This window comes from Brevibacterium sp. NPDC056726, from assembly GCF_042790515.1.
Taxonomy (GTDB): Bacteria; Actinomycetota; Actinomycetes; order Actinomycetales; family Brevibacteriaceae; genus Brevibacterium; species Brevibacterium sanguinis.
In genome coordinates, this window is the sequence record NZ_JBHTYZ010000004.1 from 268957 (window position 1) to 292090 (window position 23134).

A 23134-nucleotide genomic window follows, 5' to 3' on the forward strand; every position below is an offset into this window, starting at 1 on the left:
CTGTCACCATGAACGGGCAGGTAGGGAAGTTGCTTCAGTCTAAAACACAAACCATGACAACCGACACAGCGCAGGGAAGAAAATCCGCGCCCCGGCCCTACTGTGCGGTAGGCCGCAGGGAGCCGCTCAGCGCCCGGCGGACATCGGCGGGGGTGCCGTCAGGGACGCGTTGAGGCTGCGGGCCGCCTCCGCGAGACCGGCCGGTCCGGCGGCGAGCACGGCCCGGGAGACGGCGACGACGACCTGGTGTCGTGCGAGCGCCTCGGGCCCGAAGACGTCGAGGAGTTCGTCCCGGCCGGCCCCCTGCGCCCCGACGCCCGGGGTGAGGAGCGGTCCCCCGCAGGCGCTCGGGTCGAAGCCGAGGTCCCGTGCGGCCGATCCGATCGTCGCCCCGACGACGAGGCCGAAGGGGCCGAGCTCACCCGCTCCCCCGGTGAGCTCGGCATTGCGGGCGGCGACGGCGGCGGCCACGGACCCGGCGACGGAGTCGCCGAAGCCAGGGGCCTCGGCACCGGTGCGGGCGTGCTGGACGTCCGCGCCCTCGGGGTTCGAGGTGAGCGCGAGGACGAAGAGGCCCCGATCGTGGGCCGCGGCGAGGTCGAACGCGGCGGCCAGGGCTCCGACGCCGAGGTAGGGCGAGACCGTGATGGCGTCGGCGGACAGGGGTGAGTCCGGGAGCAGATGGGCCTCGGCGTAGCCGGCCATCGTCGAGCCGATGTCCCCGCGCTTGACGTCGAGGATCGTCAGCAGCCCCTGCTCCCGGCACGCCGCGAGGGTGTCCTCGAGGGCGGCGACGCCGGCGGAGCCGAAGCGCTCGAAGAACGCGGCCTGCGGTTTGACCGCGGCGACCGTCCCCGCGAGCGCCTCAACGGTGCGCAGCCCGAACTCCCGGACGCCGGCGGCGCTCCGCGGCAGCCCCCACGTCTGAAGGAGATGGTCGTGGGGGTCGATGCCCACGCACACGGGACCGTGGGCGGCCATCGCCGCGGTGAGCCGGGTGGAGAACATCACGCGCTCCAGTCCTGGAGGCTGCGCACGCCGAAGGTCTTGTCGCGGACGACGTGGAGCGAGGTCACGGCGGCGGCGAATTCGGCGATCGTCGTGATGAGCGGCACCGAGTTCGCGGTCGCCGCGGCGCGGATCTCGTAGCCGTCGGCGCGCTCCTGACGGCCGGAGGGCACGTTGATGACCATGTCGATCGTCCCGGCGGCGAGGTAGTCGAGGACCGTGCGGTCCTCGGCGTCGGCCTCGAAGTGCTTGTGGACCTGGGAGGTCGCGATGCCGTAGCGGGAGAGCACGGCAGCCGTGCCCGTCGTCGCGACGACGTCGAAGCCGAGGTCGACGAGCTCCTTGACCGGCAGGACCATCGCCCGCTTGTCGCGGTCGGCGACGGAGACGAACACCGTGCCCGAGGTGGGCAGCTTGATCGAGGCGCCGAGCTGGCCCTTGGCGAACGCCGTCGGGAAGTCGTGGTCGATGCCCATGACCTCGCCGGTCGAGCGCATCTCAGGGCCGAGGATCGAGTCGACGACCTTGCCCTCGACGGTCCGGAACCGGCGGAACGGCAGCACGGCCTCCTTGACGGCGATCGGGTGCTCGAGCGGCAGGGTCGAGCCGTCGCCGGTCTCCGGCAGCAGATCGCCGCGCAGGTCGGCGATGGTCCGGCCCACGGCGATGAGCGCGGCTGCCTTCGCCAGCTGCGTCGACGTCGCCTTCGAGACGAACGGCACGGTGCGCGAGGCGCGCGGGTTGGCTTCGATGACGTAGAGGACGTCGGCGGTGATCGCGAACTGGATGTTGAGCAGGCCGCGGACGCTCACGCCTTCGGCGATCGCGCGGGTGGCCTGCCGGACGCGGTCGAGGACGTCCTCGCCGAGGGTGAGCGAGGGCAGCACGCACGCGGAGTCGCCGGAGTGGATGCCGGCCTCCTCGATGTGCTCCATGATGCCGCCGATGAAGATGTCCTCACCGTCGTAGAGGGCGTCGACGTCGATCTCGATGGCGTCCTCGAGGAACCGGTCGACGAGGACGGGCCGGTCGACGGAGACCTCGGTGGCGGTGGCCATGTAGTCGAGCAGCTGCGTGCGGTCGTAGACGATCTGCATGCCGCGGCCGCCGAGGACGTAGGAGGGGCGCACGAGCACGGGGTAGCCGATCTCCGCGGCGATCGCCGCGGCCTGGGCGGCGGTGACGGCGGTGCCGTGCTTGGGCGCGGTCAGTCCCGCCCGGTCGAGGACGGCGCCGAATTCGCCCCGGTCCTCGGCGAGGTCGATCGCCTCGGGCTGGGTGCCGAGCACCGGCACGCCCGCCGCCTTGAGCTGGTCGGCGAGCCCGAGCGGGGTCTGCCCGCCGAGGGTGCACACGACGCCGGCGACGGGGCCGGCGGCGAGCTCCGCGTGGTAGACCTCCATGACGTCTTCGAACGTCAGCGGTTCGAAGTAGAGGCGGTCGGCGGTGTCGTAGTCGGTCGAGACGGTCTCGGGGTTGCAGTTGACCATGACGGTCTCGAAGCCGGCCTCCCCGATCGCCATCGTCGCGTGGACGCACGAGTAGTCGAACTCGATGCCCTGTCCGATCCGGTTCGGACCCGACCCGAGGATGAGGACGGCGGGGCGCTCCCGCGGGGCGACCTCGGTCTCCGCGTCGTAGCTCGAGTAGTGGTACGGGGTGTGCGCTTCGAACTCTCCCGCGCACGTGTCGACGGTCTTGAAGACGGGGCGGATGCGCAGGGCGTGGCGGATGCCGGTGACGACCTCGGTGGTGAGGCTGCGCAGCCCGGCGATCTGCTCGTCGGAGAACCCGTGGTTCTTCGCGACCCTGAGCACCTCGGAGTCGAGCTCGTCGGCGTCGGCGATGAACTGCGCGACCTCGTTGATGAGCTCGATCTGGTCGAGGAACCACGGGTCGATCCCGCAGGCCTCGTGGACCTCGGCGTTCGTCAGGCCCGCGGCGAGCCCGCGCTGGACGGAGTGGATGCGGTCGGCGGTGGGGTGGGCGATCCGTTCGAGGAGGGCCTCGCGCACCTCGTCGTCGCTGATGTCGGGCAGGTCCGACCAGTCGAACGAGGAGCCCTTCTGCTCCATCGAGCGCATCGCCTTCTGCAGGGCGGTCGTGAAGTTGCGGCCCAGCGCCATGACCTCGCCGACGGATTTCATCGTCGTCGTCAGGGTCGGGTCGGCGGCGGGGAACTTCTCGAAGGTGAAGCGCGGGATCTTGACGACGACGTAGTCGAGGGTCGGCTCGAAGCTCGCCGGGGTGACCTTCGTGATGTCGTTGGGGATCTCGTCGAGGGAGTAGCCGACGGCGAGCTTGGCCGCCATCTTCGCGATCGGGAAGCCCGTGGCCTTCGACGCCAGCGCCGAGGACCGGGAGACCCGCGGGTTCATCTCGATGACGACGATGCGACCGGTGGCCGGGTCGACGGCGAACTGGATGTTGCAGCCGCCGGTGTCGACGCCGACGGCGCGGATGATGTCGATGCCGATGTCGCGCATCGTCTGGTATTCGCGGTCGGTGAGCGTCAGCGAGGGGGCGACGGTGATCGAGTCACCGGTGTGGACGCCGACGGGGTCGACGTTCTCGATCGAGCACACGACGACGACGTTGTCCTTGTGGTCGCGCATGAGCTCGAGCTCGTACTCCTTCCAGCCGAGGATCGACTCCTCGAGGAGGACCTCGGTCGTCAGGGAGTCCGAGAGCCCGGCACCGGCGATGCGGCGCAGATCCGTCTCGTCGTAGGCCATGCCCGACCCGAGGCCGCCCATCGTGAAGGAGGGACGGACGACGAGCGGGTAGCCGAGCTCTTCGGCCCCGGTCAGCGCCTCGTCGAGGGTGTGGCAGATGACGGAGCGGGCCACCTCGGCGCCGCATTCCTCGACGATGTCCTTGAACTTCTGGCGGTCCTCACCGCGCTGGATCGCGTCGACGTCGGCGCCGATGAGCTCGACGCCGTACTTCTCGAGCGTGCCGGCGTCGTGGAGGGCGATCGCGGCGTTGAGCGCGGTCTGCCCGCCGAGGGTCGGCAGGAGGGCGTCGGGGCGCTCCTTGGCGATGATCGACTCGATGATGTCGGGGTCGATCGGTTCGACGTAGGTGGCGTCGGCGACGTCGGGGTCGGTCATGATCGTCGCGGGGTTCGAGTTGATGAGGATGACGCGCAGGCCCTCGGACCGGAGCACACGGCACGCCTGGGTGCCGGAGTAGTCGAACTCGCAGGCCTGTCCGATGACGATGGGACCGGAGCCGATGACGAGGACGGATTCGATATCGCTTCTCAGTGGCATGGGGTCTCCTTAGGCGCGGGCGGACATGAGGTCGACGAACCGATCGAACAGGTAGCTCGAATCGTGGGGCCCGGCCGCTGCCTCGGGGTGGAATTGGACGGAGAACGCGGGGATGTCGAGGCACTGGAGTCCCTCGACGACGTCGTCGTTGAGGCACACGTGGGACACGGCGACGCGGCCGAAGTCCGGGTCCGCCGGGGCCGTGGTCTCCCCCTCGAGCGGGGCGTCGACGGCGAAGCCGTGGTTCTGGGCGGTGATCTCGACCTTCTCGGTCGTCCGGTCGATGACGGGGACGTTGATGCCGCGGTGGCCGAAGGGCAGCTTGAACGTGCCGAAACCCAGGGCCCGGCCGAGCAGCTGATTGCCGAAGCAGATGCCGAAGAACGGGATCCGTGCGGCGAGCACCTGCCGCAGCAGCTCGACCTGGTCGTCGGCGGTCGCGGGATCGCCGGGACCGTTGGAGAAGAACACCCCGTCGACGCCGAGGGCCTCGATCTCGGCGAAGCTCACCGAGGCGGGCAGGACGTGGACGTCGATGCCGCGCTCGGCCAGTCGCTGCGGGGTCATCGCCTTGATGCCGAGGTCGACGGCAGCGACGCTGAACTTCGCTTCGCCGACAGCGGGCACGAACTCGGGTGCGGAGACGCTGACCTCCTCGGCGAGTCGGGCCCCGGCCATCCGCGGGGTCTCGAGGACCGTCTCGAGCATGACGGTCGGGTCGAGCTCGGCGGCGGGACCGGAGAAGATCCCCATCCGCATCGCTCCCTTGTCCCGCAGGTGGAGGGTGAGCGCCCGGGTGTCGACGTCGCTGATGCCGACGATGCCCTCGGACTTGAGCCGCTCGTCGAGGTCGCCCTCGCTGCGCCAGTTCGACGAGACGCGGGAGGCGTCGCGGACGACGTAGCCGGCGGCCCAGAAGCGGCGGGACTCGTCGTCGGCGGCATTGACGCCGGTGTTGCCGATGTGGGGTGCGGTCTGGATGATGATCTGCCGGTGGTACGACGGATCGGTCAGGGTCTCCTGGTAGCCGGACATCGCGGTGACGAACACGGCTTCGCCGACGGTCTGGCCGATCGCGCCGTAGGCGGATCCGGTGAACGTGCGGCCGTCTTCGAGCACGAGGACGGCGGGGGTGGTGGACAGTCTCATGGTGCCTCTACGATCATCTCTCGGATGCGGTTGACGGTGGGGGCGGTGTCGGCGGAGTACCGGGCGCGGAAGCCCGTGTCGACGAGGGTCTCCCCGAGCCTCCAGGTGATGCGGACGATGCCGCCGCGTTCGACGAACTTCCCGATCATCCCCGAGGTGGTGTCGACGGAGACGATGTCGGAGCGCGGGATGATGAAGTCCTCCCGCCCGGCGAGGTCCATGATGACCCCGGCGTCGGTGACGACGAGCTCGCCGCTGGTGCGGATGCCCAGGCCGTGGACGGCGACGCGGTCGAGCGGGTTGCCGGCCGTCGTCGTCGAGACGTACGAACCGGCCACGGGGTCGGCGATCGGGGTGATGCCGAGGCCCGGCTTGACGGGGGCGGCGACGTCGGTCTGTCGGCTCTTGCGCCGCGACCAGCCCCAGGTCAGGGCGAGGAGGATGAGGAGGAGGATGCCTGCGATGATGAGGACGCTCACTGTTCGGTCCATGACGCTCCTGCCGGATGGGGGGTGGTGAGTTCGCCGTCTGCGAGCACGCGGTGCCCGTAGAAGAACGTGTCGGTGATCGCGGTGGCGACCTCGAGACCGGCGAAGGGGTTGTTCCTGCCCTTCGTCGCGTGGTCGGCCGGGACGATCGTGTGCGGGGCGTTCGGGTCGATGAGCACGAGGTTCGCGCTCGCACCCGTCTCGAGGCTGCCGTGGCCGGTGGCGCCGGTGATCCGGGCGGGGGCCTGGGACATCACCCGGGCGATGTCGCCGAAGTCGAAGTCGTAGTCGCGCATCGCCTCGACGACGATGGGCAGGGCGGTCTCCATGCCGACCATGCCCATGGCCGCGGCCGACCATTCGCTGCACTTGTGTTCGGCGGTGTGCGGGGCGTGGTCGGTGCCGATGACGTCGATCGTGCCGTCGGCCAGCGCCTCCCGCAGGGCCGTGACGTCGCGCTGCGCGCGCAGCGGCGGGTTGACCTTGTAGACGGGGTCGAAGGTGCGCACGAGTTCGTCGGTGAGCATGAGGTGATGCGGTGTGACCTCGGCGGTGACCCGGACTCCTCGCGACTTCGCCCAGCGGACGATGTCGACGCTGCCGGCGGTCGAGACGTGGCAGATGTGGAGGCGGGAGCCGACGTGTTCGGCCAGCAGCACGTCACGGGCGATGATCGACTCCTCGGCGACCGCGGGCCAGCCGGGCAGGCCGAGTTCGGCCGAGACCACGCCCTCGTTCATCTGCGCGCCCTCGGTGAGCCGGGGCTCCTGCGCGTGCTGGGCGATGACGCCGTCGAAGGTCTTGACGTATTCGAGGGCCCGGCGCATGAGCAGCGGGTCGGAGACGCAGATCCCGTCGTCGGAGAAGATCCGCACGCGGGCCTCCGAGCGGGCCATCGCGCCGAGTTCGGCGAGCTGCCTGCCCTCGAGCCCGATGGTCACGGCGCCGATGGGCACGACCTCGGTGAAGCCGGCGCTGCGACCCAGCCGGTGGACCTGTTCGACGACGCCGGCGGTGTCGGCCACGGGGGCGGTGTTCGCCATCGCGTGGACGCACGTGTACCCGCCGGCGGCGGCGGACCGGGAGCCGGTGAGCACCGTCTCCGCGTCCTCCTTGCCGGGTTCGCGCAGGTGGGTGTGCATGTCGACGAGGCCGGGCAGGGCGATGAGTCCGGTGGCGTCGATGACCTCGGGGTCGGGCCCGAGGAGGTCGGGGTCGACGAACGCGCCGTCGGCGATCGCGATGTCGGCTGGGCCGCGGCCGAGCACGTCGGCGCCCTGGATGAGGTAGTCAGTCAATGGTCTCCTCCTGACCGGTCAGCAGACGGTAGAGCACCGCCATGCGCACGCTCACACCGTTCTCGACCTGGTCGAGGACGAGGGCGCGGGGTGAGTCCGCGGCGGCCGCGGAGATCTCGAAGCCCCGGTTCATCGGCCCGGGGTGCATGATGAAGGCCGACTCCGGCAGGGCCCACAGGCGGGCCTCGCTCAGTCCCCACAGGCGCGCGTACTCGCGGGCGTTGGGGAAGAACGACTCGTGCATCCGCTCGTGCTGGACGCGCAGCATCATCACCGCGTCGAAGTCCTGGCCGGCGATCGCCTCGTCGAGGTCGTAGTGGATCGTCACCGGCCACGTCTCCGCGCCCCAGGGCAGGAGCGTGGGCGGGGCGATGAGGTGGACGTCGGCGCCGAGGCGGTCGAGCAGGTGGACGTTCGACCGGGCCACCCGGGAGTGGAGGATGTCGCCGACGATCGCCACGGTGGCGCCGTCGAGGCCCTTCCCGCGGGGTCCGTCCTTGACCGCCCCCGAGGCGGGGAAGCCGCCCAGCGCCCGGCGCAGGGTGAAGGCGTCGAGCAGGGCCTGTGTGGGGTGTTCGTGGGTGCCGTCCCCGGCGTTGACGACGGGGACGTCGATCCAGCCGGTGTCGGCGAGGCGCTGCGCGGTGCCGGCGGCGGAGTGGCGGACGACGATCGCGTCGGCGCCCATCGCGGAGATCGTCTGGACGGTGTCCTGGAGGCTCTCGCCCTTCGACACCGAGGAGCCCTTCGCGGAGAAGTTGAGGACGTCGGCGGACAGGCGCTTCGCGGCGGCTTCGAAGGAGAGCCGGGTGCGGGTCGAGTCCTCGAAGAAGAGGTTGACGACGGTGCGGCCGCGCAGCACGGGCAGCTTCTTCACCTCGCGCTCACCGACCTGCGCCATCTCCTCGGCGATGTCGAGGATCGCGACGGCGTCCTCGCGGGTCAGCGACGCGGTGTCGAGGAGGTGCTTCATTCGCGGCCTCCGGAGATCGTCACGGCGTCGGTTCCGTCGATCTCGGCGAGCGAGACGTTGACGCGTTCGCTGCTCGAGGTGGGGAGGTTCTTGCCGACGTGGTCGGCGCGGATCGGCAGGTCCCGGTGGCCGCGGTCGACGAGGACGGCCAGACGCACCTTGGCGGGGCGGCCGAGGTCCGAGAGCGCGTCGAGGGCGGCCCGGATCGTCCGGCCCGAGAAGAGGACGTCGTCGACGAGGACGACGGTGGTCCCGTCGATGCCCTCCCCGGGGATGTCGGTGGGGGCCGGTGCCCGGTAGGCGTTCGAGCGCAGGTCATCGCGATACATCGTGATGTCGAGGCTGCCGACGAGTCCCGGAGCGCCCTGCGGACGGTCGGAGATGTCGGCGATGAGCTCACCGAGGCGGGTGGCCAGGGGCACTCCGCGGCGGGGAATGCCGAGGAGGACGAGATCGTCGGTGCCCTTGTTGCCTTCGATGATCTCGTGGGCGATGCGGGTCATCGCCCGCCGCATGTCTGCGGCATCGAGCACTGTTCGCTCAGTCATATCTGCCCTTCTCCGCCTCTCGGGACGGTGGTTAAAGGAGCGTGGTGTGCTCAGTCTAGCGCGCGCCTGCGCCGGCCCGAGCGGTGGGTCCGCTGCGCCCGGCGAGTGCGGGCGCAGCGACTCACGTCAGCGTCGGTTTGACGTCGAGGATGCGCGAGAGCAGACCCGAGACGAAGCCCGGGGAGTCGTCGGTCGAGAACTGCTTCGCGAGCATCTTCGCCTCGTCGATCGCGGCGGTGTCGGGAACCTCGTCGTTGAAGAGGATCTCCCACGTGCCGATCTCGAGCAGCGCCCGGTCGACGGCCGGCATCCGGTCGATCGTCCAGCCCTCCGAGTAGGTGGAGATGATCTCGTCGATCTCCTCGCGGTGGGACTTCACGCCGTCGACGATCTCGACGGCGTACGCCTTCATCGGGTAGTCGGGGTCGTTCGACCGCATGGCCACGACCTCGTCGATGTCGAGTCCCCGCTGCCCCGCTTCGAAGAGGAGCTCGAGGGCCCGGCGTCGGGCCCGGGTGCGTGCTCCCACTTACTTGACGCGGCCGAGGTAGTCACCCGTGCGGGTGTCGACCTTGATCTTCGTGCCCTCTTCGAGGAAGAGCGGGACCTGGATCTCATAGCCGGTCTCCAGGGTCGCGGGCTTCGATCCGCCGGTCGAGCGGTCGCCCTGGAGGCCCGGTTCGGTGTGGGAGATCGTCAGCTCGACGGAGGCCGGGAGCTCGACCGACAGCGGGGTGCCGTCGTGGAAGGAGACCTGGAGCTCCTGGTTCTCGAGCATGTAGTTCGCGGCGTCGGCGACGAGGCTCGCCGGAATGGTCACCTGGTCGTAGTCCTTGGCGTCCATGAAGACGTAGTCGGAGCCGTCGTGGTAGAGGTACTGCATGTCACGGCGGTCGACGTTGGCGGTCTCGACCTTGGTGCCGGCGTTGAACGTCTTGTCGATGATCTTGCCGGAGATCACGTGCTTGAGCTTGGTGCGGACGAACGCGGGACCCTTGCCGGGCTTGACGTGCTGGAACTCCAGCACCTGCCACAGCTGGTTGTCGAGGTTGAGCACGAGGCCGTTCTTCAGGTCGTTCGTTGTCGCCACTAATCCGTCCTTCTTCACATCATGCCCCGCACGATGCGGTCGTGTCAGGGGGCGGCGGTTTCGCCAATGAGCGATTCTAGCAAGCCCGCACTGCCACTGTCATACGCGCTCAGGGAGCGCCCCCGTCGCTCACGCGCCGGGCCCGAGCAGCCTGCGCGGGGAGTCCTCGCCGATCTCCTGGTACGCGGTGTGGAGGAGGGAGACGTCGGGGATCTCGACGGTCGCGGGCTGACCGATGTCGCTCAGCAGCACCATGCGCAGCATCGACCCGCGGGCCTTCTTGTCCCGCTTCATCGTGTCGAGCAGCTGCGGCCACACGTCGGCACGGTACCCGGTGGGCAGGCCGAGCTTGGTGAGCAGCTCGCGGTGGAGGTCGACGACCTCGGCGGGGAGGTTCTTCACCATCGCCGCGACCTCGGCGGCGAAGACCATGCCGACGGACACGGCCGCGCCGTGGCGCCACTGGTAGCGCTCCTTGTGCTCGATCGCGTGGCCGAGGGTGTGGCCGTAGTTGAGGATCTCGCGGCGCCCGGCCTCCGTGAAGTCGTCGGCGACGACCTCGGCCTTCACGGCGATCGCCCGTTCGATGAGTTCCCGGAGCACGGGTCCGTTGACGTCGGCGATCTCCTCCTTCGTGTGGTCGCGGAGGAGGTCGAGGATGACGGGGTCGGCGATGAAGCCGGCCTTGACCACCTCGGCGAGCCCGGTGAAGAGCTCGTTCTCCGGCAGGGTGGACAGCGTGTCGAGGTCGACGAGGACGCCGGCGGGGGCGTGGAAGGAGCCGACGAGGTTCTTGCCCTCGGCCGTGTTGATCCCGGTCTTCCCGCCGATCGCGGCGTCGACCATGCCGAGGACCGTCGTGGGGATGTGGATGACGCGGATCCCGCGCAGCCATGTCGCGGCGACGAATCCGCCGAGGTCGCTCACCGCTCCCCCGCCGACGGTGACGATCGCGTCGGTGCGGGTGAAGTCGGACTGCCCGAGCACCTGCCAGCAGAAGGCGGCGACCTGGATGTGCTTGGCCTCCTCGGCGTCGGGGATCTCCGCGACGATCGCGTCGAGTCCCGTCGCGCCGAGGTCGTCGCGCACCGCCTCGCCCGTCGAGCGCAGGGCGCGGGGGTGGATGACGAGGACCTTCTCGACCTGGGGTCCGAGCAGGTCGGGCAGCTGCCCGAGCAGTCCCTGACCGACGAGCACCGGGTAGCGGCCTCCGGCGTCGACGTCGATGGTGGTCACGGTCATGGGGTCTCCTTGGTCTGCTGGTACTTCGCGTAGTCCTCGGCCCGCTGGAGGCCGGTGAGGACGTCGACGATGCGGTTGACGACGGTCGAGGGCGGTGAGTTCGAGGCGTGGACGCGGAACGTCGCCACCTGCTGGTAGAGGGGTTCGCGTTCGGCGACGAGGGCGAGCCAGTTCTCCACCGGGGAGCCCGCCCCGCGCAGCAGCGGCCGGTGCGGGGCGTTGAGCCGCGGGGCCACGGTCTCGGTGTCGATGTCGATGTGGACGACCTTGATCGCGGGGTGGAGCAGCTGCGCGCGGGTCCCGGAGTTGAGTATCGCTCCCCCGCCGAGGGAGACGATGCCGGGGCGGTCGAGGAGTCGGCGCAGCGCCCGGCGCACGACTTCGCGTTCGAGGCGGCGGAAGTGGTCCTCACCGCGTTCGACGAAGATGTCGGCGATGACGCCGTGGCGGTCGACGATGTTCGCGTCGGTGTCCGTCAGGGGCAGGCCCAGCCGGTCGGCGAGGAGCCGGCCGATCGTCGACTTCCCCGCCGCCGGCGGCCCGGTGAGCACGACGCGCGAGTGCGCGGCGGGCACCGGTTCGAGCGGCGGGACGGGTTTCGGAAGCGGGTGCTCGCTCATCGTCCGATGCGCAGGTTCTCCGGGATGGCGGCGAGGTAGCCCTCCAGGTTCCGCTTCGTCTCGGCCACCGAGTCGCCGCCGAATTTCTCGACGACCGCCTCGGCGAGGACGAGGGCGACCATCGCCTCGGCGACGACGCCGGCGGCGGGCACGGCGCAGACATCCGAGCGCTGGTGGTTGGCCTTCGCCGGCTCCCCGGTGACGACGTCGACGGTCGACAGGGCGCGGGGCACGGTGGCGATCGGCTTCATCGCCGCGCGCACGCGCAGCGGCTCGCCCGTCGACATGCCGCCCTCGGTGCCGCCGGCGCGGTTGCTCGCCCGGTGGTAGCCGGAGGCGCCGACGAGGATCTCGTCGTGGGCGGCCGATCCGGGGCGGGCGGCGGTGAGGAAGCCGTCGCCGACCTCGACGCCCTTGATCGCCTGGACGCCCATGAGGGCACCGGCGAGGCGGGAGTCGAGGCGGCGGTCCCAGTGGACGTGGGAGCCGAGGCCCGGCGGGAGGTCGTAGGCGAGGACCTCGACGACTCCGCCGAGGGTGTCCCCGGCCTTCTTCGCTGCGTCGATCTCCGCGACCATCCGGGTCGACAGCGCCGGATCGAAGCTGCGGACGGGGTCGCCGTCGAGGGCGTCGACGTCACTGGCGCGCGGCAGCGGGGCGTCAGCGCCGGGTGCGTTCTCGACGCCGCCGATCGCCACCGTGTGGGAGACGAGGGTGATGCCGAGTTCGCCGAGGAACTTCGCGGCCACGGTCCCGAGCGCCACGCGCATCGCCGTCTCCCGGGCCGAGGCGCGTTCGAGGACGGGGCGGGCCTCGTCGAAGCCGTACTTCTGCATCCCGACGATGTCGGCGTGGCCGGGGCGCGGACGGGTGAGCGGGGCGTTGCGGGCCTGACCGTCGAGGTCGGACTCGTCGATGGCGTCGGCGCTCATCACCGTCTCCCATTTGGGCCATTCGGTGTTGCCGACCTCGATCGCCACCGGCGAGCCGAGGGTCTTCGCGTGGCGGACGCCGCCGAGGATCCGGACCTCGTCGGCTTCGAACTTCATGCGCGCGCCCCGGCCGTAGCCGAGCCTGCGCCTGGCGAGGTTGACGCGGATGTCGTCCCTGGTGATCGGGATGTGGGCGGGCAGCCCCTCAATGATCCCGATCAGCGCTTCGCCGTGGGATTCGCCTGCAGTCAGCCATCTCAACATTCCACCGATTCTACAAAACGAACGGTGCCCCCACCGACCCCAGCCACAGACCGGACAGCATCGCGGGACCGAACGGGATCGTCGTCGCCTTGAGGTCGTGGGCGCGCAGGCCGGCGATGAGCGCCCAGACCCCGGCGATGAGCACGCTGAACAGGAGGACGACGAGCGGGGCCCACGGGGAGAAGAGCCCGGACACACCGGCGACGACGAACGCGAGCTTGACGTCGCCGAGTCCCATCGTCGGCTTCCGCACGAGACGTCCGACGAGGTGGATGGCGCCGAAGAGGAGGATGCCGACGATCGCTCCGAGGAGGGCGAACCACCACAGCGTCGAGTTCCCGACGAGGATGCCGGTGATGAAGGCGGCGCCGAGGAGGGCGATGAGCGGGTAGACGATCCGGTCGGGCAGGCGGCGGATGAGGAGGTCGGTGACGAGGAGGACGGGTGTGGCGGCCGCTCCGGCGCCGAGGCTGAGGCTCGTCAGCGCGAAGTCGATCCCCGTCGGGTGGGGTGGGGTGAGCGTCGTGCCGCTGCCCGGCGCGTGGGCCGTCCATTCCGGTGGGTGGGGAATCGCCTGGTCGATGGGGAAGAGCGCAGCGGCGACCGCGGCGAGGGCGACGGCTGCGAGGATGAGGAGGCTCGGCCGGAAGGCGCGGGAGCCGGTGAGGGCGGTGAGGTCGGCGTCGTCGGCGAGCCACCGGGCGGGGGTCGCGACGAGGAGGGCGGCGAGGCCGCCGGCGATGACCGCGGTGACGGCGATGAAGAGCGCGTGTGCGACCATGCGCGGCCCCGGTCAGGCCTTCTCGGCCGCGCCGTGCATCGCCTCGGCCACCGCCGCCAGCTGCGCCGCGGTGAGCGGGGTGCCGGCGGCCGCGGCGAAGAAGAGCGCGAACTGGGCGACGGCCTGTTCGACGAGCATCGCGATGCCCGGGACGGGGGTGAAGCCGTGGGCGGCGGCGTCGGTGAGCAGCGCGGAGTCCGCGGCGTAGGCGACGTCGAGGGCGACCCCGGGCCCGGCGGGCCAGGTGAGCGCGGGGGCCGCCTCGGCGGGGAGGGTCGAGACGACGATCGCCGAGTCCGCGATCGTCGTCAGCGGTCCGGTGCCGGCGCTCATCCCCAGTCGGTCGGCCAGGTCGAGGACGGCGGCGGCCCGGGCGGGACTGCGGACGAGGAGGTCGACCTCGGTGACGCCGAGGCGGTGGCAGGCGAGCAGGGCCGACCGGGCGGTGGCTCCGGCGCCGAGGATCGTCGCCCGCCCGCGCCCGGCCGCCCGCCCGCGCCCGGCCGCCTCGGTGTCGGGGAGGACGGGAGTGAGCGCGCGGACGATGCCGTCGACGTCGGTGTTCGCCACTGTCGTCGCATTCGCACGGACGAGGGTGTTCGCGACCCCGGTCGCCTCGGCGGTGTCGTCGAGGATCCAGCCGCGGTCCCGGGCGAGTGCGACGAGGCGCTCCTTGAGCGGCATCGTCAGGGAGAACCCGGTGTGGTCGGGGTGGGCGTCGAGGAAGGTAACAAGGTCGTCGGCGCCGACCTCGGCACGCTCATAGCTGCTGTCGGTGAAACCGAGCGCGGCGAACGCCGCAGTGTGGAGCGCCGGTGACTGCGAGTGTGCGATCGGGCGCCCGAGGACGGCGGCGCGGATGCGCGCGCCCGCCGCTATCCCCCGTTCTCCCGCAGCCATGCGCGGTACTCCTCGACGTTCTTCTGGTGGTCGGCGTACGTGTCGGCGAACTTCGTCTCCCCCGTGTCGGGGTTGACGGCGACGAAGAACTGCCAGGTTCCGTCGGCCGGGTTGAGGGCCGCGTCGACGGCGCCGGCGCTCGGGGAGTTGATCGGTCCCGGGGGCAGTCCCTTCGCCTTGTACGTGTTGTAGGGGCTGTCGGAGCTGCGCTCCTCGGCCGTCGTCGTGAGGTCGGCGCGGGCACCGAAGATGTAGGCGACGGTCGCATCGGACTGGAGGAGCTGACCGGTCTGGGACTGGTCGGAGATCCGGTTGAGGAAGACGCGGGCGACCTTCTTCCGCGTCTCCTCGTCGCCCGGAGATTCGATCTCGACAAGGCTGGCGAGGGTGAGGACGCGGTTGGCGTCGGCGTTCTCGATGCCGGCGGTGTCGAGTTCGAGCTTGGTCTTGTCGACCATCTCCTGGACGATCATCTCCGCGGTCTTGCCCGCCCCCACCTCGTAGGTGGCCGGGTAGAGGTAGCCTTCGAGGCTCGGGGCCTCGACGTCGAGGTCGTAGTCCGCGGGCTTCTTGTCGTCGATGGCCTTGTCGACCTCTTCGGCCTTCATCCCCGATTCGATCATCGTCGCCTTGATCTGCTCGATCTTCCGGCCCTCGGCGATCGTCATCGTCGGCGGTTTGATCGGATTGATGAACGCATCGACGGCGGCGGCCGAGCTCATCTGCTCGCGCATGACGATGGGACCGGCCTGGATCGTGAGGTTGCGGCGCTCGACCTCGTCGAGGAAGGGCTTGGAGTCCTTGATGACGCCCTCTTCGACGAGCTGGTTGGCCACCGACCGCGCCGAGGCGCCCGGTGGGATCTCGAGGGAGACCTCGGTCGTGCCGTTGCCCTCGTAGTCGGAGCCGCCGCCGAAGAGGTCGTCGACGACTCCCCCGGCAGCGCGGAGGCCGAAGAATCCGCCGAGGCCGAAGACGAGGACGCAGATGACGACGATGACCGTCGTGCGCCGCTTGCGCATCATCCGCCGCCGCTTCTTCGCTTTGATCTCGGAACGGGACAGTCCTTCGTCGTCCGAGAACTCACCGGGGAACGGAATCATTGCTCACTCTCCTGTGTGGGGCAGCTCGCGACCTGCGGGCGTGCCCGTGTTGCGTTCGGATTCGAGCGCATTCTGCAGAATGATGACCGCCGCCTGGGCGTCGACGATCTCCCGGCGCTGGCGGGAGTTCTTTCCCGCTGCGGCCAGGGCGCTGTGGGCTTCGACGGTGCTGAAGCGCTCGTCGATGAGGCGGATGGGCACCCCGGCGTCGATCTTCACCGCGAAGTCGAGGGCGGCGTCGGCGGCCGCCCGCGCGGTGCCGTCGAGGGACTTGGGGTCCCCGACGAGGAGTTCGATGGGCTCGTATTCGGCGATGATCTCCCGCAGCTGCCGCAGCGCTGCCGGTTCGTCGGTGCGGCGCACCACGGTCAGCGGGGTCGCGAGGATCCCCTCGGGGTCGCAGGCTGCGACCCCGATGCGCACCGAGCCGATGTCGAGACCCAGTCGGCGCCCCCTCCTCAGTGTCACGTGAGCTCCGCCTTGACCGCGCTGATCGCCGCGGTGATCTGCGCGGGGTCGCTGCCGCCGCCCTGCGCGAGGTCGGGCTTGCCGCCGCCTCCGCCGCCGAGCGTCGAGCTCGCCAGGGACACGAGTCTGCCGGCCTGGTTGCCGGCCTGGCGCGCCGCCTCGGTGGTCGCGATGACGACGACGGGCTTGCCGCCGGAGACTCCGATGCCGAGGACGACGGCGGAGCGGTCGGAGACGCGGGCGCGCAGGTCGGTGACGATCGTGCGGACGTCCCCGCCGTTGGCGACCTCACCGAGGTCGGCGACGACGAAGAGGGTCCCACCGACCGTTTCGGCGCCCTCGAGGAAGCGGCCGGCCTGGGCGAGCAGCTGCTGCGAGTGGAGGCGGGCGATCTCCTTCTCCGCGTCCCGGAGCCTGACCATGAGCTCCGAAACCCGGTCCTTGACGTCGGTGCCGGGGACCTTGAGCATCTCGGACAGGGAGGACACGATCGTGCGCTCGGCGGCCAGGGAGCGGAAGGCGTCCATGCCGACGGCGGCTTCGATGCGGCGCACTCCGGAGCCGACGGAGGCTTCGGAGAGCACGGAGATCGGTCCGACCTCCGCCGAGGCGGCCACGTGCGTGCCGCCGCACAGCTCACGGGAGAACGGTCCGCCGATGTCGACGACGCGGACGATGTTCGGGTACTTCTCGCCGAAGAGGGCCATCGCGCCGGAGCGCTTGGCCTCCTCGAACGGGAGGTACTCGGTGCCGACGTCGTAGTTCGAGCGCACGGCGAGGTTCGCGACGTCTTCGATCTCGTCGCGCATCTGCGCGCTCGGGGCCTCCGGGAAGGAGTAGTCGAAGCGCATGTAGCCGGGCTGGTTCATCGAACCGGCCTGGACGGCGTGGGTGCCGAGGATCTCCCGCAGTGCGGCGTGGACGAGGTGGGTGGCCGTATGGGCCTGGGAGCCCTGGAAGCGGTGCTCGTGGTCCACCTCGGCGAGGACGTCGGCGCCGACGGGGATCTCCCCGTCGACGACCTCGATGCGGTGGGCGGCGAGTCCCTTGAGCGGGTTCTGGACGTCGAGGACGCGGGCGGTGAAGCCGTCGCCCTTGATGAGGCCGACGTCGGCGCGCTGGCCGCCGGATTCGGCGTAGAACGGGGTGAGGTCGAGGACGAGGTTACCGGTCTGTCCGGTGGTGAGCACCTCCTGGGCTTGACCGTCGACGACGATGCCGCGGATCCGGGAGTCGGCTTCGAGGGCGTCGTAGCCGACGAATTCGCTCTGCCCCTCGTCGAGCAGCGCGGAGTACGCGGTGAGGTCGGTGTGGCCGCCGCCCTTCTTCGCCTTCGCGTCGGCCTTCGCGCGGGTGCGCTGTTCGGCCATGAGGGAGCGGAAGCCCTCCTCGTCGACGCTGACACCGTGTTCGGCGGCCATTTCGAGGGTGAGGTCGATCGGGAAGCCGTGGGTGTCGTGGAGGGTGAAGGCGACGTCGCCGCTGATCGTCTTGTCGGAGCTGTCGAGCTTCTCGTACGCGGTCTCGAAGAGCTGGGTGCCCGATTCGAGGGTGCGCAGGAACGCCTTCTCCTCGGCGTAGGCGATGCGCGAGATCCGGTCGAAGTCGGTCTCGAGCTCCGGGTAGGAGTGCTTCATCGCGTTCATCGACACGGGCAGCAGTGAGGGCATGACCTCGGTGGTGACGCCGAGGAGGCGCATCGCCCGCACGGCCCGGCGGATGAGGCGGCGGAGGATGTAGCCGCGGCCCTCGTTGCCGGGGCGCACGCCGTCGCCGATGATCATCAGGGCGGAGCGGACGTGGTCGGCGACGACGCGCATCTGCACGTCGGAGTGGTGGTCGGCGCCGTACTCGTGGCCGGACAGCCGGCTCGCCTCGGCGATGACGGGGAAGACCTCGTCGATCTCGTACATGTTCTCGACGCCCTGGAGGAGGAACGCGACGCGTTCGAGTCCCATGCCGGTGTCGATGTTCTTCGCGGGCAGCTCGCCGGCGATGTCGAAGTCGACCTTCGAGCGGACCTCGGAGAGCTCGAACTCCATGAACACGAGGTTCCAGATCTCGATGTAGCGGTCCTCGTCGGCCTCCGGGCCGCCTTCGGCACCGTAGGCGGCGCCGCGGTCGAAGTAGATCTCCGAGCAGTAGCCGCCGGGTCCGGGCTGGCCGGTGTGCCAGAAGTTGTCCTCGTTGCCGCGCAGCTGGATGCGCTCGCGCGGGATCGAGGTCTCCTCGAGCCAGAGGTCGATCGTCTCGAGGTCGTCCTCGTGGACGGTGGCCCAGAGCAGGTCGGGGTCGAAGCCGAGTCCGCCGTCCTCGGTGGGCTGGGTGAGCAGGCCCCATGCATAGCGGATGGCTTCGCGCTTGAAGTAGTCGCCGAAGGAGAAGTTGCCGTTCATCTGGAAGAACGTGCCGTGGCGGGTCGTCTTCCCGACCTCTTCGATGTCGGCGGTGCGCACGCACTTCTGCACGCTCGTGGCGCGGAGGAAGGGCGCGGGCTCACGGCCGGTGAGGTACGGGATGAACTGCACCATGCCGGCGATGTTGAAGAGGATCGAGGGATCGGAGCTGATGACCGACGCCGAGGGCACGACCACATGTCCGTTCGCCTCGAAGTAGTCGAGCCAGCGCTTCTTGATCTCTGCCGTCTTCATCCAAGGCCTTTCAGGTGTTGCGTCTGCGGTGGGTGCGGTGCGCACCCGTTCCACACTAGTTTAATTGCTCACCAGTCGAGATGGTGATGGCCTGCGAGTCGTCGAACCCGCAGATGAATGCACGACTGCCCGGAACGCGGGCGTTCCGGGCAGTCGGGCGAGGCGGCTCAGCGCGAGTAGAACTCGACGACGAGCTGCACGTCAGCGGTGATGGGGACCTCTTCGCGCTTGGGGCGGCGCAGGAGGGTGGCCTGCAGGCCCTCAAGGTTGACGTCGAGGTAGCCCGGGACTGCCGGAAGAACGTCCTTGTGTCCGCCTGCCGCGGCGACCTGGAACGGATCCATGTCGGCGCTCTTCGGGTGGACCTGGATGGTCTGGCCTTCCTTGACGCGGAAGGACGGGCGATCCACGCGCTGGCCGTCGACCGTGATGTGGCGGTGGACGACGAACTGGCGGGCCTGAGCGATCGTGCGGGCGAAGCCGGCACGGAGGACGAGGGCGTCGAGACGCATCTCGAGGAGCTCGACGAGGTTCTCACCGGTCAGACCTTCGAGGCGCTTGGCCTCCTTGTAGGTCTTGAGCATCTGGGCCTCGCGGATGCCGTACTGGGCGCGCAGACGCTGCTTCTCCTTGAGGCGGACCGAGTAGTCGCTGTCATTGCGGCGACGGGCGCGGCCGTGCTCGCCCGGAGGGTAGGGGCGGCGCTCGAAGTACTTTTCAGCCTTCGGGGTCAGCGGCAGGCCGAGGGCGCGCGAGAGGCGGGCCATCCGGCGGTTACGTGCTGGTGCTGGCACTGGGTTACCTTTCTTGGGTGCGGGTCGTCCCGGCAGGCATCGAAGTCCTCGCCCTGATCGGAACCGTTGTTTCCCCGGTTGGGAAAGAGGGATTGAGCGTCGAGAACCGCTCGCACCGACCGCCTTTACATATGAGGCACAACAGCTGACTATCTTAGCCGAGTTCGCACCCTTCCCGCAATGCGGACGGAGGCGCTGCGACGCGGATCACGCGGAGGGTCACTCGCCGCGGAGGATCTTGCGGATCGTGGCCAGCCGCTCTTCGATGGTGCGCTCGAGGCCGTTGCCCGAGGGCGTGTAGTACTCCGTGCCCTTGAGCGTCTCAGGCAGGTGCTCCTGCGGGGCGACCCCGTGGGGGTAGTTGTGGGCGTACATGTAGCCCTTGCCGTGGCCGAGGGCCTTCGCTCCCGGATAGTGCGCGTCGCGCAGATGGTTGGGAACCTCACCGGACTTCCCGGCTCGGACATCGGCGATCGCGGCGTCAAGGGCCTTGTAGCTCGCGTTCGACTTCGGGGCCATCGCCAGGTAGGTGACCGCCTCGGCGAGGGGGATCCGACCTTCGGGCATCCCGATGTTCTGCACCGCCGTCGAGGCGGCCACAGCGATCGGCAGCGCCTGCGGATCGGCCATCCCGATGTCCTCGGCCGCGGAGATGACGACGCGGCGGGCGATGAATCGGGGATCCTCACCGGCGACGATCATCCGCGCGAGGTAGTGGAGGGCTGCGTCGACGTCGGAGCCGCGGATCGACTTGATGAACGCGGAGATGACGTCGTAGTGCTGGTCGCCGTCCCGGTCGTAGCGGAGCACGGTCTCGCTGCTCGCTTCGGCCACCGCCTCCTCGGTGATGAGGATCGGACCAGCATCGCTCTCGCCGGGCTCGCTTTCACCCGGCGCCTCGTCGCCCGCCTCGTCCGCGTCAGCGCCGCTCTGCTCCGCGCCGGCGTCGCCCTGCTCGGCTGCCTGCGCCGCGGCGATCCCGGCCGCGGCCTCGAGGAGGGTGAGTGAGCGCCTCGCATCGGCCCCGGAGATGCGGACGATGAAGTCCTTCGCCTCGGGGTCGAGGGCGAACTGGCCGGCCAGTCCCCGCTCACTGGCGATCGCGCGCTCGAGGAGCTGCGCGATCGCCGCGTCGTCGAGCGGGCGCAGCGTGAGCATGAGCGAGCGGGAGAGCAGCGGCGAGATGATCGAGAACGACGGGTTCTCCGTCGTCGCCGCGACGAGGACGACGAGCCGGTTCTCCACCGCCGGCAGCAGCGCGTCCTGCTGCGCCTTGGAGAACCGGTGGATCTCGTCGAGGAAGAGCACGGTCGTGCGCCCGTACATCTCGCGTTCGCGGCGGGCGTTCTCGATGACCTGCCGGACGTCCTTGACCCCGGCCGTGATCGCCGAGAGCTCGACGAACCGACGGCCCGGGGCATGCGAGATGACATGCGCGAGCGTCGTCTTGCCGACTCCGGGAGGACCCCAGAGGATCACCGAGGAGGCGCCGGCCCGGTCTCCCCCGCTCGCCTCGACGAGCTGGTTGAGCGGGGACCCGGGGAACGTCAGATGGTCCTGGCCGACGACCTCGGCGATGGTGCGCGGACGCATCCGCACCGCGAGCGGATCGAGCGCGCGCCCCTGACCGGGCTCGAACGCACCGCTGCCCGGACCGGGATTGTCCCGGTCCGGGTCGGAGAAGAGGTCGGGCCCGTCGGTCACCGCGAACCCTGACTCATCGGGGTGCCTGAGTCACTGCATCACGCGATCACTGCATCACGCGTCGGCGTCGGCGTCCGGATCGAAGTCGACGCCCGCCTCGGCGCGCTGCGCCTCGGTGATGGGGGCCGGTGCCTGCGTGAGCGGATCGTAGCCGCCGCCGGACTTCGGGAACGCGATGACCTCGCGGATCGAATCGACCCCGGCGAGCAGGGACACGATGCGGTCCCAGCCGAAGGCGATGCCGCCGTGCGGGGGCGCCCCGAACTTGAAGGCCTCGAGGAGGAAGCCGAACTTCTCCTGCGCCTCCTCCTCGGAAATGCCCATGATCTCGAAGACGCGCTCCTGGACGGCGCGCTGGTGGATGCGGATCGACCCGCCGCCGATCTCGTTGCCGTTGCAGACGATGTCGTAGGCGTAAGCCAGCGCCGCCCCCGGATCGGATTCGAGGGAGTCGAGGAACTCCGGCTTCGGAGCGGTGAAGGCGTGGTGGACGGCCGTCCACTGGCCTTCGCCGACGGCGACGTCACCGGCGGCCTGAGCGTCGGCGGCGGATTCGAAGAGCGGGGCGTCGACGACCCAGACGAACGCCCAGTCGCCGTCCTTGATCAGGCCGGTGCGCTCGGCGATCTCACGGCGCGCGGCACCGAGGAGGGCCCGCGAGCTTCCGGCATCGCCGGCGGCGAAGAAGATCGCATCGCCGGGGTTCGCTCCGGCGGCCTCGACGAGACCGGCCTTCTCCTGATCGGAGATGTTCTTCGCGACGGGACCGGTCAGCGTGCCGTCCTCGGCGACGAGGACGTACGCGAGGCCCTTCGCGCCGCGCTGCTTCGCCCAGTCCTGCCACGCGTCGAGCTGCCTGCGCGGCAGCGAGCCGCCGCCGGGGTAGACGACGGAGCCGACGTACGCGGACTGGAAGACGCGGAACGGGGTCTCGGAGAAGAATTCGGTGAGGTTCGTCAGTTCGAGGCCGAAGCGCAGGTCGGGCTTGTCCGACCCGAACCGCTCCATCGCCTCGTGGTAGGTGATGTGCGGGATCGGCGTCTCGATGTCGTAGCCGATGAGCTTCCACAGGGCGACGAGGATCTCCTCGGCCAGGGCGATGACATCGGCCTGCTCGACGAACGAGGCCTCGATGTCGAGCTGCGTGAACTCCGGCTGCCGGTCGGCGCGGAAGTCCTCGTCGCGGTAGCAGCGGGCGATCTGGTAGTAGCGCTCCATGCCGGCGACCTGGAGGAGCTGCTTGAACAGCTGCGGCGACTGCGGCAGGGCGTACCACGAACCGGGCTGGAGGCGGGCCGGGACGAGGAAGTCGCGGGCGCCCTCGGGCGTCGACTTCGTCAGCGTCGGCGTCTCGATCTCGACGAAGCCGTGCTCGTCGAGGACTCCGCGGGCGGCCTTGTTGACCGCCGAGCGCAGCCGCATCGCATGTGCCGGACCCGACCGGCGCAGGTCGAGGTAGCGGTACTTCAGGCGGGTCTCCTCACCGACGGTGCCGGCATCCTCGGCGTGGTCGGAGACCTGGAACGGCAGCGGGGCCGCCTCGGCGAGGATCTCCACGCTCGTGTCAACGATCTCGATCTCACCGGTGGGCAGGTTGGGGTTCTGGTTGCCCTCGGGGCGCAGGGCCACGGTGCCGGTGACCTTGACGACGGTCTCGTTGCGCAGCGCGTGCGCGTCATCCTCGCGGACGACGACCTGGACGATTCCCGAAGCATCCCGCAGATCGATGAAGGCGACACCTCCATGATCGCGACGGCGATCGACCCACCCGGCGAGGGTGACGGTCTCTCCTGCGTTGGCGGCACGCAGGCTTCCGGTTTCGTGGCTTCGCAGCACTGATGGGCTC

Annotated in this window: 20 protein-coding genes; all 20 read right to left on the reverse strand. The window is 70.0% G+C overall.

The genetic code is table 11. From position 1 onward, the window contains the following. Nucleotides 1–126: 126 nt before the first annotated feature. On the reverse strand, nt 127–1008 hold the full coding sequence (pyrF, locus tag ACFQ91_RS10180) for an orotidine-5'-phosphate decarboxylase (RefSeq protein ID WP_376870974.1): 882 nt from the start codon (nt 1006–1008) through the stop codon (nt 127–129). After that, nucleotides 1008–4283 (reverse strand): carbamoyl-phosphate synthase large subunit, encoded by a 3276-nt coding sequence (gene carB / locus ACFQ91_RS10185; protein WP_344250537.1) that lies wholly within the window; start codon nt 4281–4283, stop codon nt 1008–1010. The genes pyrF and carB overlap by 1 nt, the downstream gene beginning before the upstream one ends. Nucleotides 4284–4292: 9 nt before the next feature. Further along, entirely contained in the window at nt 4293–5432 is a 1140-nt protein-coding gene (gene carA / locus ACFQ91_RS10190; RefSeq protein ID WP_211979156.1) for a glutamine-hydrolyzing carbamoyl-phosphate synthase small subunit, read from the reverse strand. Next, nucleotides 5429–5923, reverse strand: coding sequence for a hypothetical protein (locus ACFQ91_RS10195; protein WP_137823963.1), 495 nt, complete (start codon nt 5921–5923; stop codon nt 5429–5431). Before ACFQ91_RS10195 ends, carA begins: the two co-directional genes overlap by 4 nt. Next, nucleotides 5908–7218 carry a dihydroorotase gene (locus ACFQ91_RS10200; RefSeq protein WP_211979155.1) on the reverse strand — a complete coding sequence of 437 codons (1311 nt, stop codon included), beginning with the start codon at nt 7216–7218 and terminating at the stop codon, nt 5908–5910. The genes ACFQ91_RS10195 and ACFQ91_RS10200 overlap by 16 nt, the downstream gene beginning before the upstream one ends. After that, nucleotides 7211–8191, reverse strand: a complete 981-nt coding sequence (locus tag ACFQ91_RS10205; protein WP_198498886.1) for an aspartate carbamoyltransferase catalytic subunit — start codon at nt 8189–8191, stop codon at nt 7211–7213. Before ACFQ91_RS10205 ends, ACFQ91_RS10200 begins: the two co-directional genes overlap by 8 nt. Next, nucleotides 8188–8739 (reverse strand): bifunctional pyr operon transcriptional regulator/uracil phosphoribosyltransferase PyrR, encoded by a 552-nt coding sequence (gene pyrR, locus ACFQ91_RS10210; RefSeq protein ID WP_198498887.1) that lies wholly within the window; start codon nt 8737–8739, stop codon nt 8188–8190. Before pyrR ends, ACFQ91_RS10205 begins: the two co-directional genes overlap by 4 nt. Nucleotides 8740–8860: 121 nt before the next feature. Further along, nucleotides 8861–9268, reverse strand: a complete 408-nt coding sequence (gene nusB, locus ACFQ91_RS10215) for a transcription antitermination factor NusB (protein WP_137823959.1) — start codon at nt 9266–9268, stop codon at nt 8861–8863. Beyond that, nucleotides 9269–9829: an elongation factor P gene (gene efp, locus ACFQ91_RS10220; RefSeq protein ID WP_137823958.1), complete on the reverse strand. Its 561-nt coding sequence runs from the start codon at nt 9827–9829 to the stop codon at nt 9269–9271. 129 nt (nt 9830–9958) lie between these two features. Beyond that, complete coding sequence (gene aroB, locus ACFQ91_RS10225; protein WP_198498888.1) at nt 9959–11071, reverse strand: 3-dehydroquinate synthase; 1113 nt, start codon at nt 11069–11071, stop codon at nt 9959–9961. Then, on the reverse strand, nt 11068–11691 hold the full coding sequence (locus ACFQ91_RS10230) for a shikimate kinase (protein ID WP_376870946.1): 624 nt from the start codon (nt 11689–11691) through the stop codon (nt 11068–11070). The genes aroB and ACFQ91_RS10230 overlap by 4 nt, the downstream gene beginning before the upstream one ends. Then, nucleotides 11688–12887, reverse strand: coding sequence for a chorismate synthase (gene aroC / locus ACFQ91_RS10235; RefSeq protein ID WP_198498889.1), 1200 nt, complete (start codon nt 12885–12887; stop codon nt 11688–11690). Before aroC ends, ACFQ91_RS10230 begins: the two co-directional genes overlap by 4 nt. Nucleotides 12888–12897: 10 nt before the next feature. Next, a complete protein-coding gene (locus ACFQ91_RS10240; RefSeq protein WP_198498890.1) occupies nt 12898–13668 on the reverse strand; it encodes an A24 family peptidase in 771 nt (256 codons plus the stop codon). A 12-nt stretch (nt 13669–13680) separates the two neighbouring features. Further along, nucleotides 13681–14568 (reverse strand): shikimate dehydrogenase, encoded by an 888-nt coding sequence (locus ACFQ91_RS10245; RefSeq protein ID WP_198498891.1) that lies wholly within the window; start codon nt 14566–14568, stop codon nt 13681–13683. Beyond that, entirely contained in the window at nt 14544–15671 is a 1128-nt protein-coding gene (gene mltG / locus ACFQ91_RS10250) for an endolytic transglycosylase MltG (protein WP_198498892.1), read from the reverse strand. The genes ACFQ91_RS10245 and mltG overlap by 25 nt, the downstream gene beginning before the upstream one ends. Nucleotides 15672–15674: 3 nt before the next feature. Further along, the gene (gene ruvX, locus ACFQ91_RS10255) at nt 15675–16139 is read right to left on the reverse strand and encodes a Holliday junction resolvase RuvX (protein ID WP_198498893.1); all 465 of its coding nucleotides are present in this window, start codon (nt 16137–16139) and stop codon (nt 15675–15677) included. Next, nucleotides 16136–18790 (reverse strand): alanine--tRNA ligase, encoded by a 2655-nt coding sequence (gene alaS, locus ACFQ91_RS10260; RefSeq protein ID WP_198498894.1) that lies wholly within the window; start codon nt 18788–18790, stop codon nt 16136–16138. The genes ruvX and alaS overlap by 4 nt, the downstream gene beginning before the upstream one ends. A gap of 167 nt (nt 18791–18957) precedes the next feature. Beyond that, entirely contained in the window at nt 18958–19557 is a 600-nt protein-coding gene (rpsD, locus tag ACFQ91_RS10265; protein ID WP_137824111.1) for a 30S ribosomal protein S4, read from the reverse strand. A gap of 246 nt (nt 19558–19803) precedes the next feature. Then, the gene (locus tag ACFQ91_RS10270; protein ID WP_376870939.1) at nt 19804–21288 is read right to left on the reverse strand and encodes a replication-associated recombination protein A; all 1485 of its coding nucleotides are present in this window, start codon (nt 21286–21288) and stop codon (nt 19804–19806) included. 54 nt (nt 21289–21342) lie between these two features. Further along, the gene (gene aspS / locus ACFQ91_RS10275) at nt 21343–23124 is read right to left on the reverse strand and encodes an aspartate--tRNA ligase (protein WP_198498895.1); all 1782 of its coding nucleotides are present in this window, start codon (nt 23122–23124) and stop codon (nt 21343–21345) included. Between the last annotated feature and the right edge of the window lie 10 nt (nt 23125–23134).

Coding starts and splice junctions, on each gene's coding strand:
- ACFQ91_RS10205 (WP_198498886.1), bottom strand. CDS start 8,191: ATGAAGCACCTCCTCGACACCGCGTCGCTGACCCGCGAGGACGCCGTC.
- carA (WP_211979156.1), bottom strand. CDS start 5,432: ATGAGACTGTCCACCACCCCCGCCGTCCTCGTGCTCGAAGACGGCCGC.
- pyrF (WP_376870974.1), bottom strand. CDS start 1,008: ATGTTCTCCACCCGGCTCACCGCGGCGATGGCCGCCCACGGTCCCGTG.
- aroC (WP_198498889.1), bottom strand. CDS start 12,887: ATGTTGAGATGGCTGACTGCAGGCGAATCCCACGGCGAAGCGCTGATC.
- aroB (WP_198498888.1), bottom strand. CDS start 11,071: ATGACCGTGACCACCATCGACGTCGACGCCGGAGGCCGCTACCCGGTG.
- rpsD (WP_137824111.1), bottom strand. CDS start 19,557: ATGGCCCGCCTCTCGCGCGCCCTCGGCCTGCCGCTGACCCCGAAGGCT.
- alaS (WP_198498894.1), bottom strand. CDS start 18,790: ATGAAGACGGCAGAGATCAAGAAGCGCTGGCTCGACTACTTCGAGGCG.
- ACFQ91_RS10195 (WP_137823963.1), bottom strand. CDS start 5,923: ATGGACCGAACAGTGAGCGTCCTCATCATCGCAGGCATCCTCCTCCTC.
- ACFQ91_RS10245 (WP_198498891.1), bottom strand. CDS start 14,568: ATGGCTGCGGGAGAACGGGGGATAGCGGCGGGCGCGCGCATCCGCGCC.
- ACFQ91_RS10240 (WP_198498890.1), bottom strand. CDS start 13,668: ATGGTCGCACACGCGCTCTTCATCGCCGTCACCGCGGTCATCGCCGGC.
- pyrR (WP_198498887.1), bottom strand. CDS start 8,739: ATGACTGAGCGAACAGTGCTCGATGCCGCAGACATGCGGCGGGCGATG.
- carB (WP_344250537.1), bottom strand. CDS start 4,283: ATGCCACTGAGAAGCGATATCGAATCCGTCCTCGTCATCGGCTCCGGT.
- ACFQ91_RS10230 (WP_376870946.1), bottom strand. CDS start 11,691: ATGAGCGAGCACCCGCTTCCGAAACCCGTCCCGCCGCTCGAACCGGTG.
- mltG (WP_198498892.1), bottom strand. CDS start 15,671: ATGATTCCGTTCCCCGGTGAGTTCTCGGACGACGAAGGACTGTCCCGT.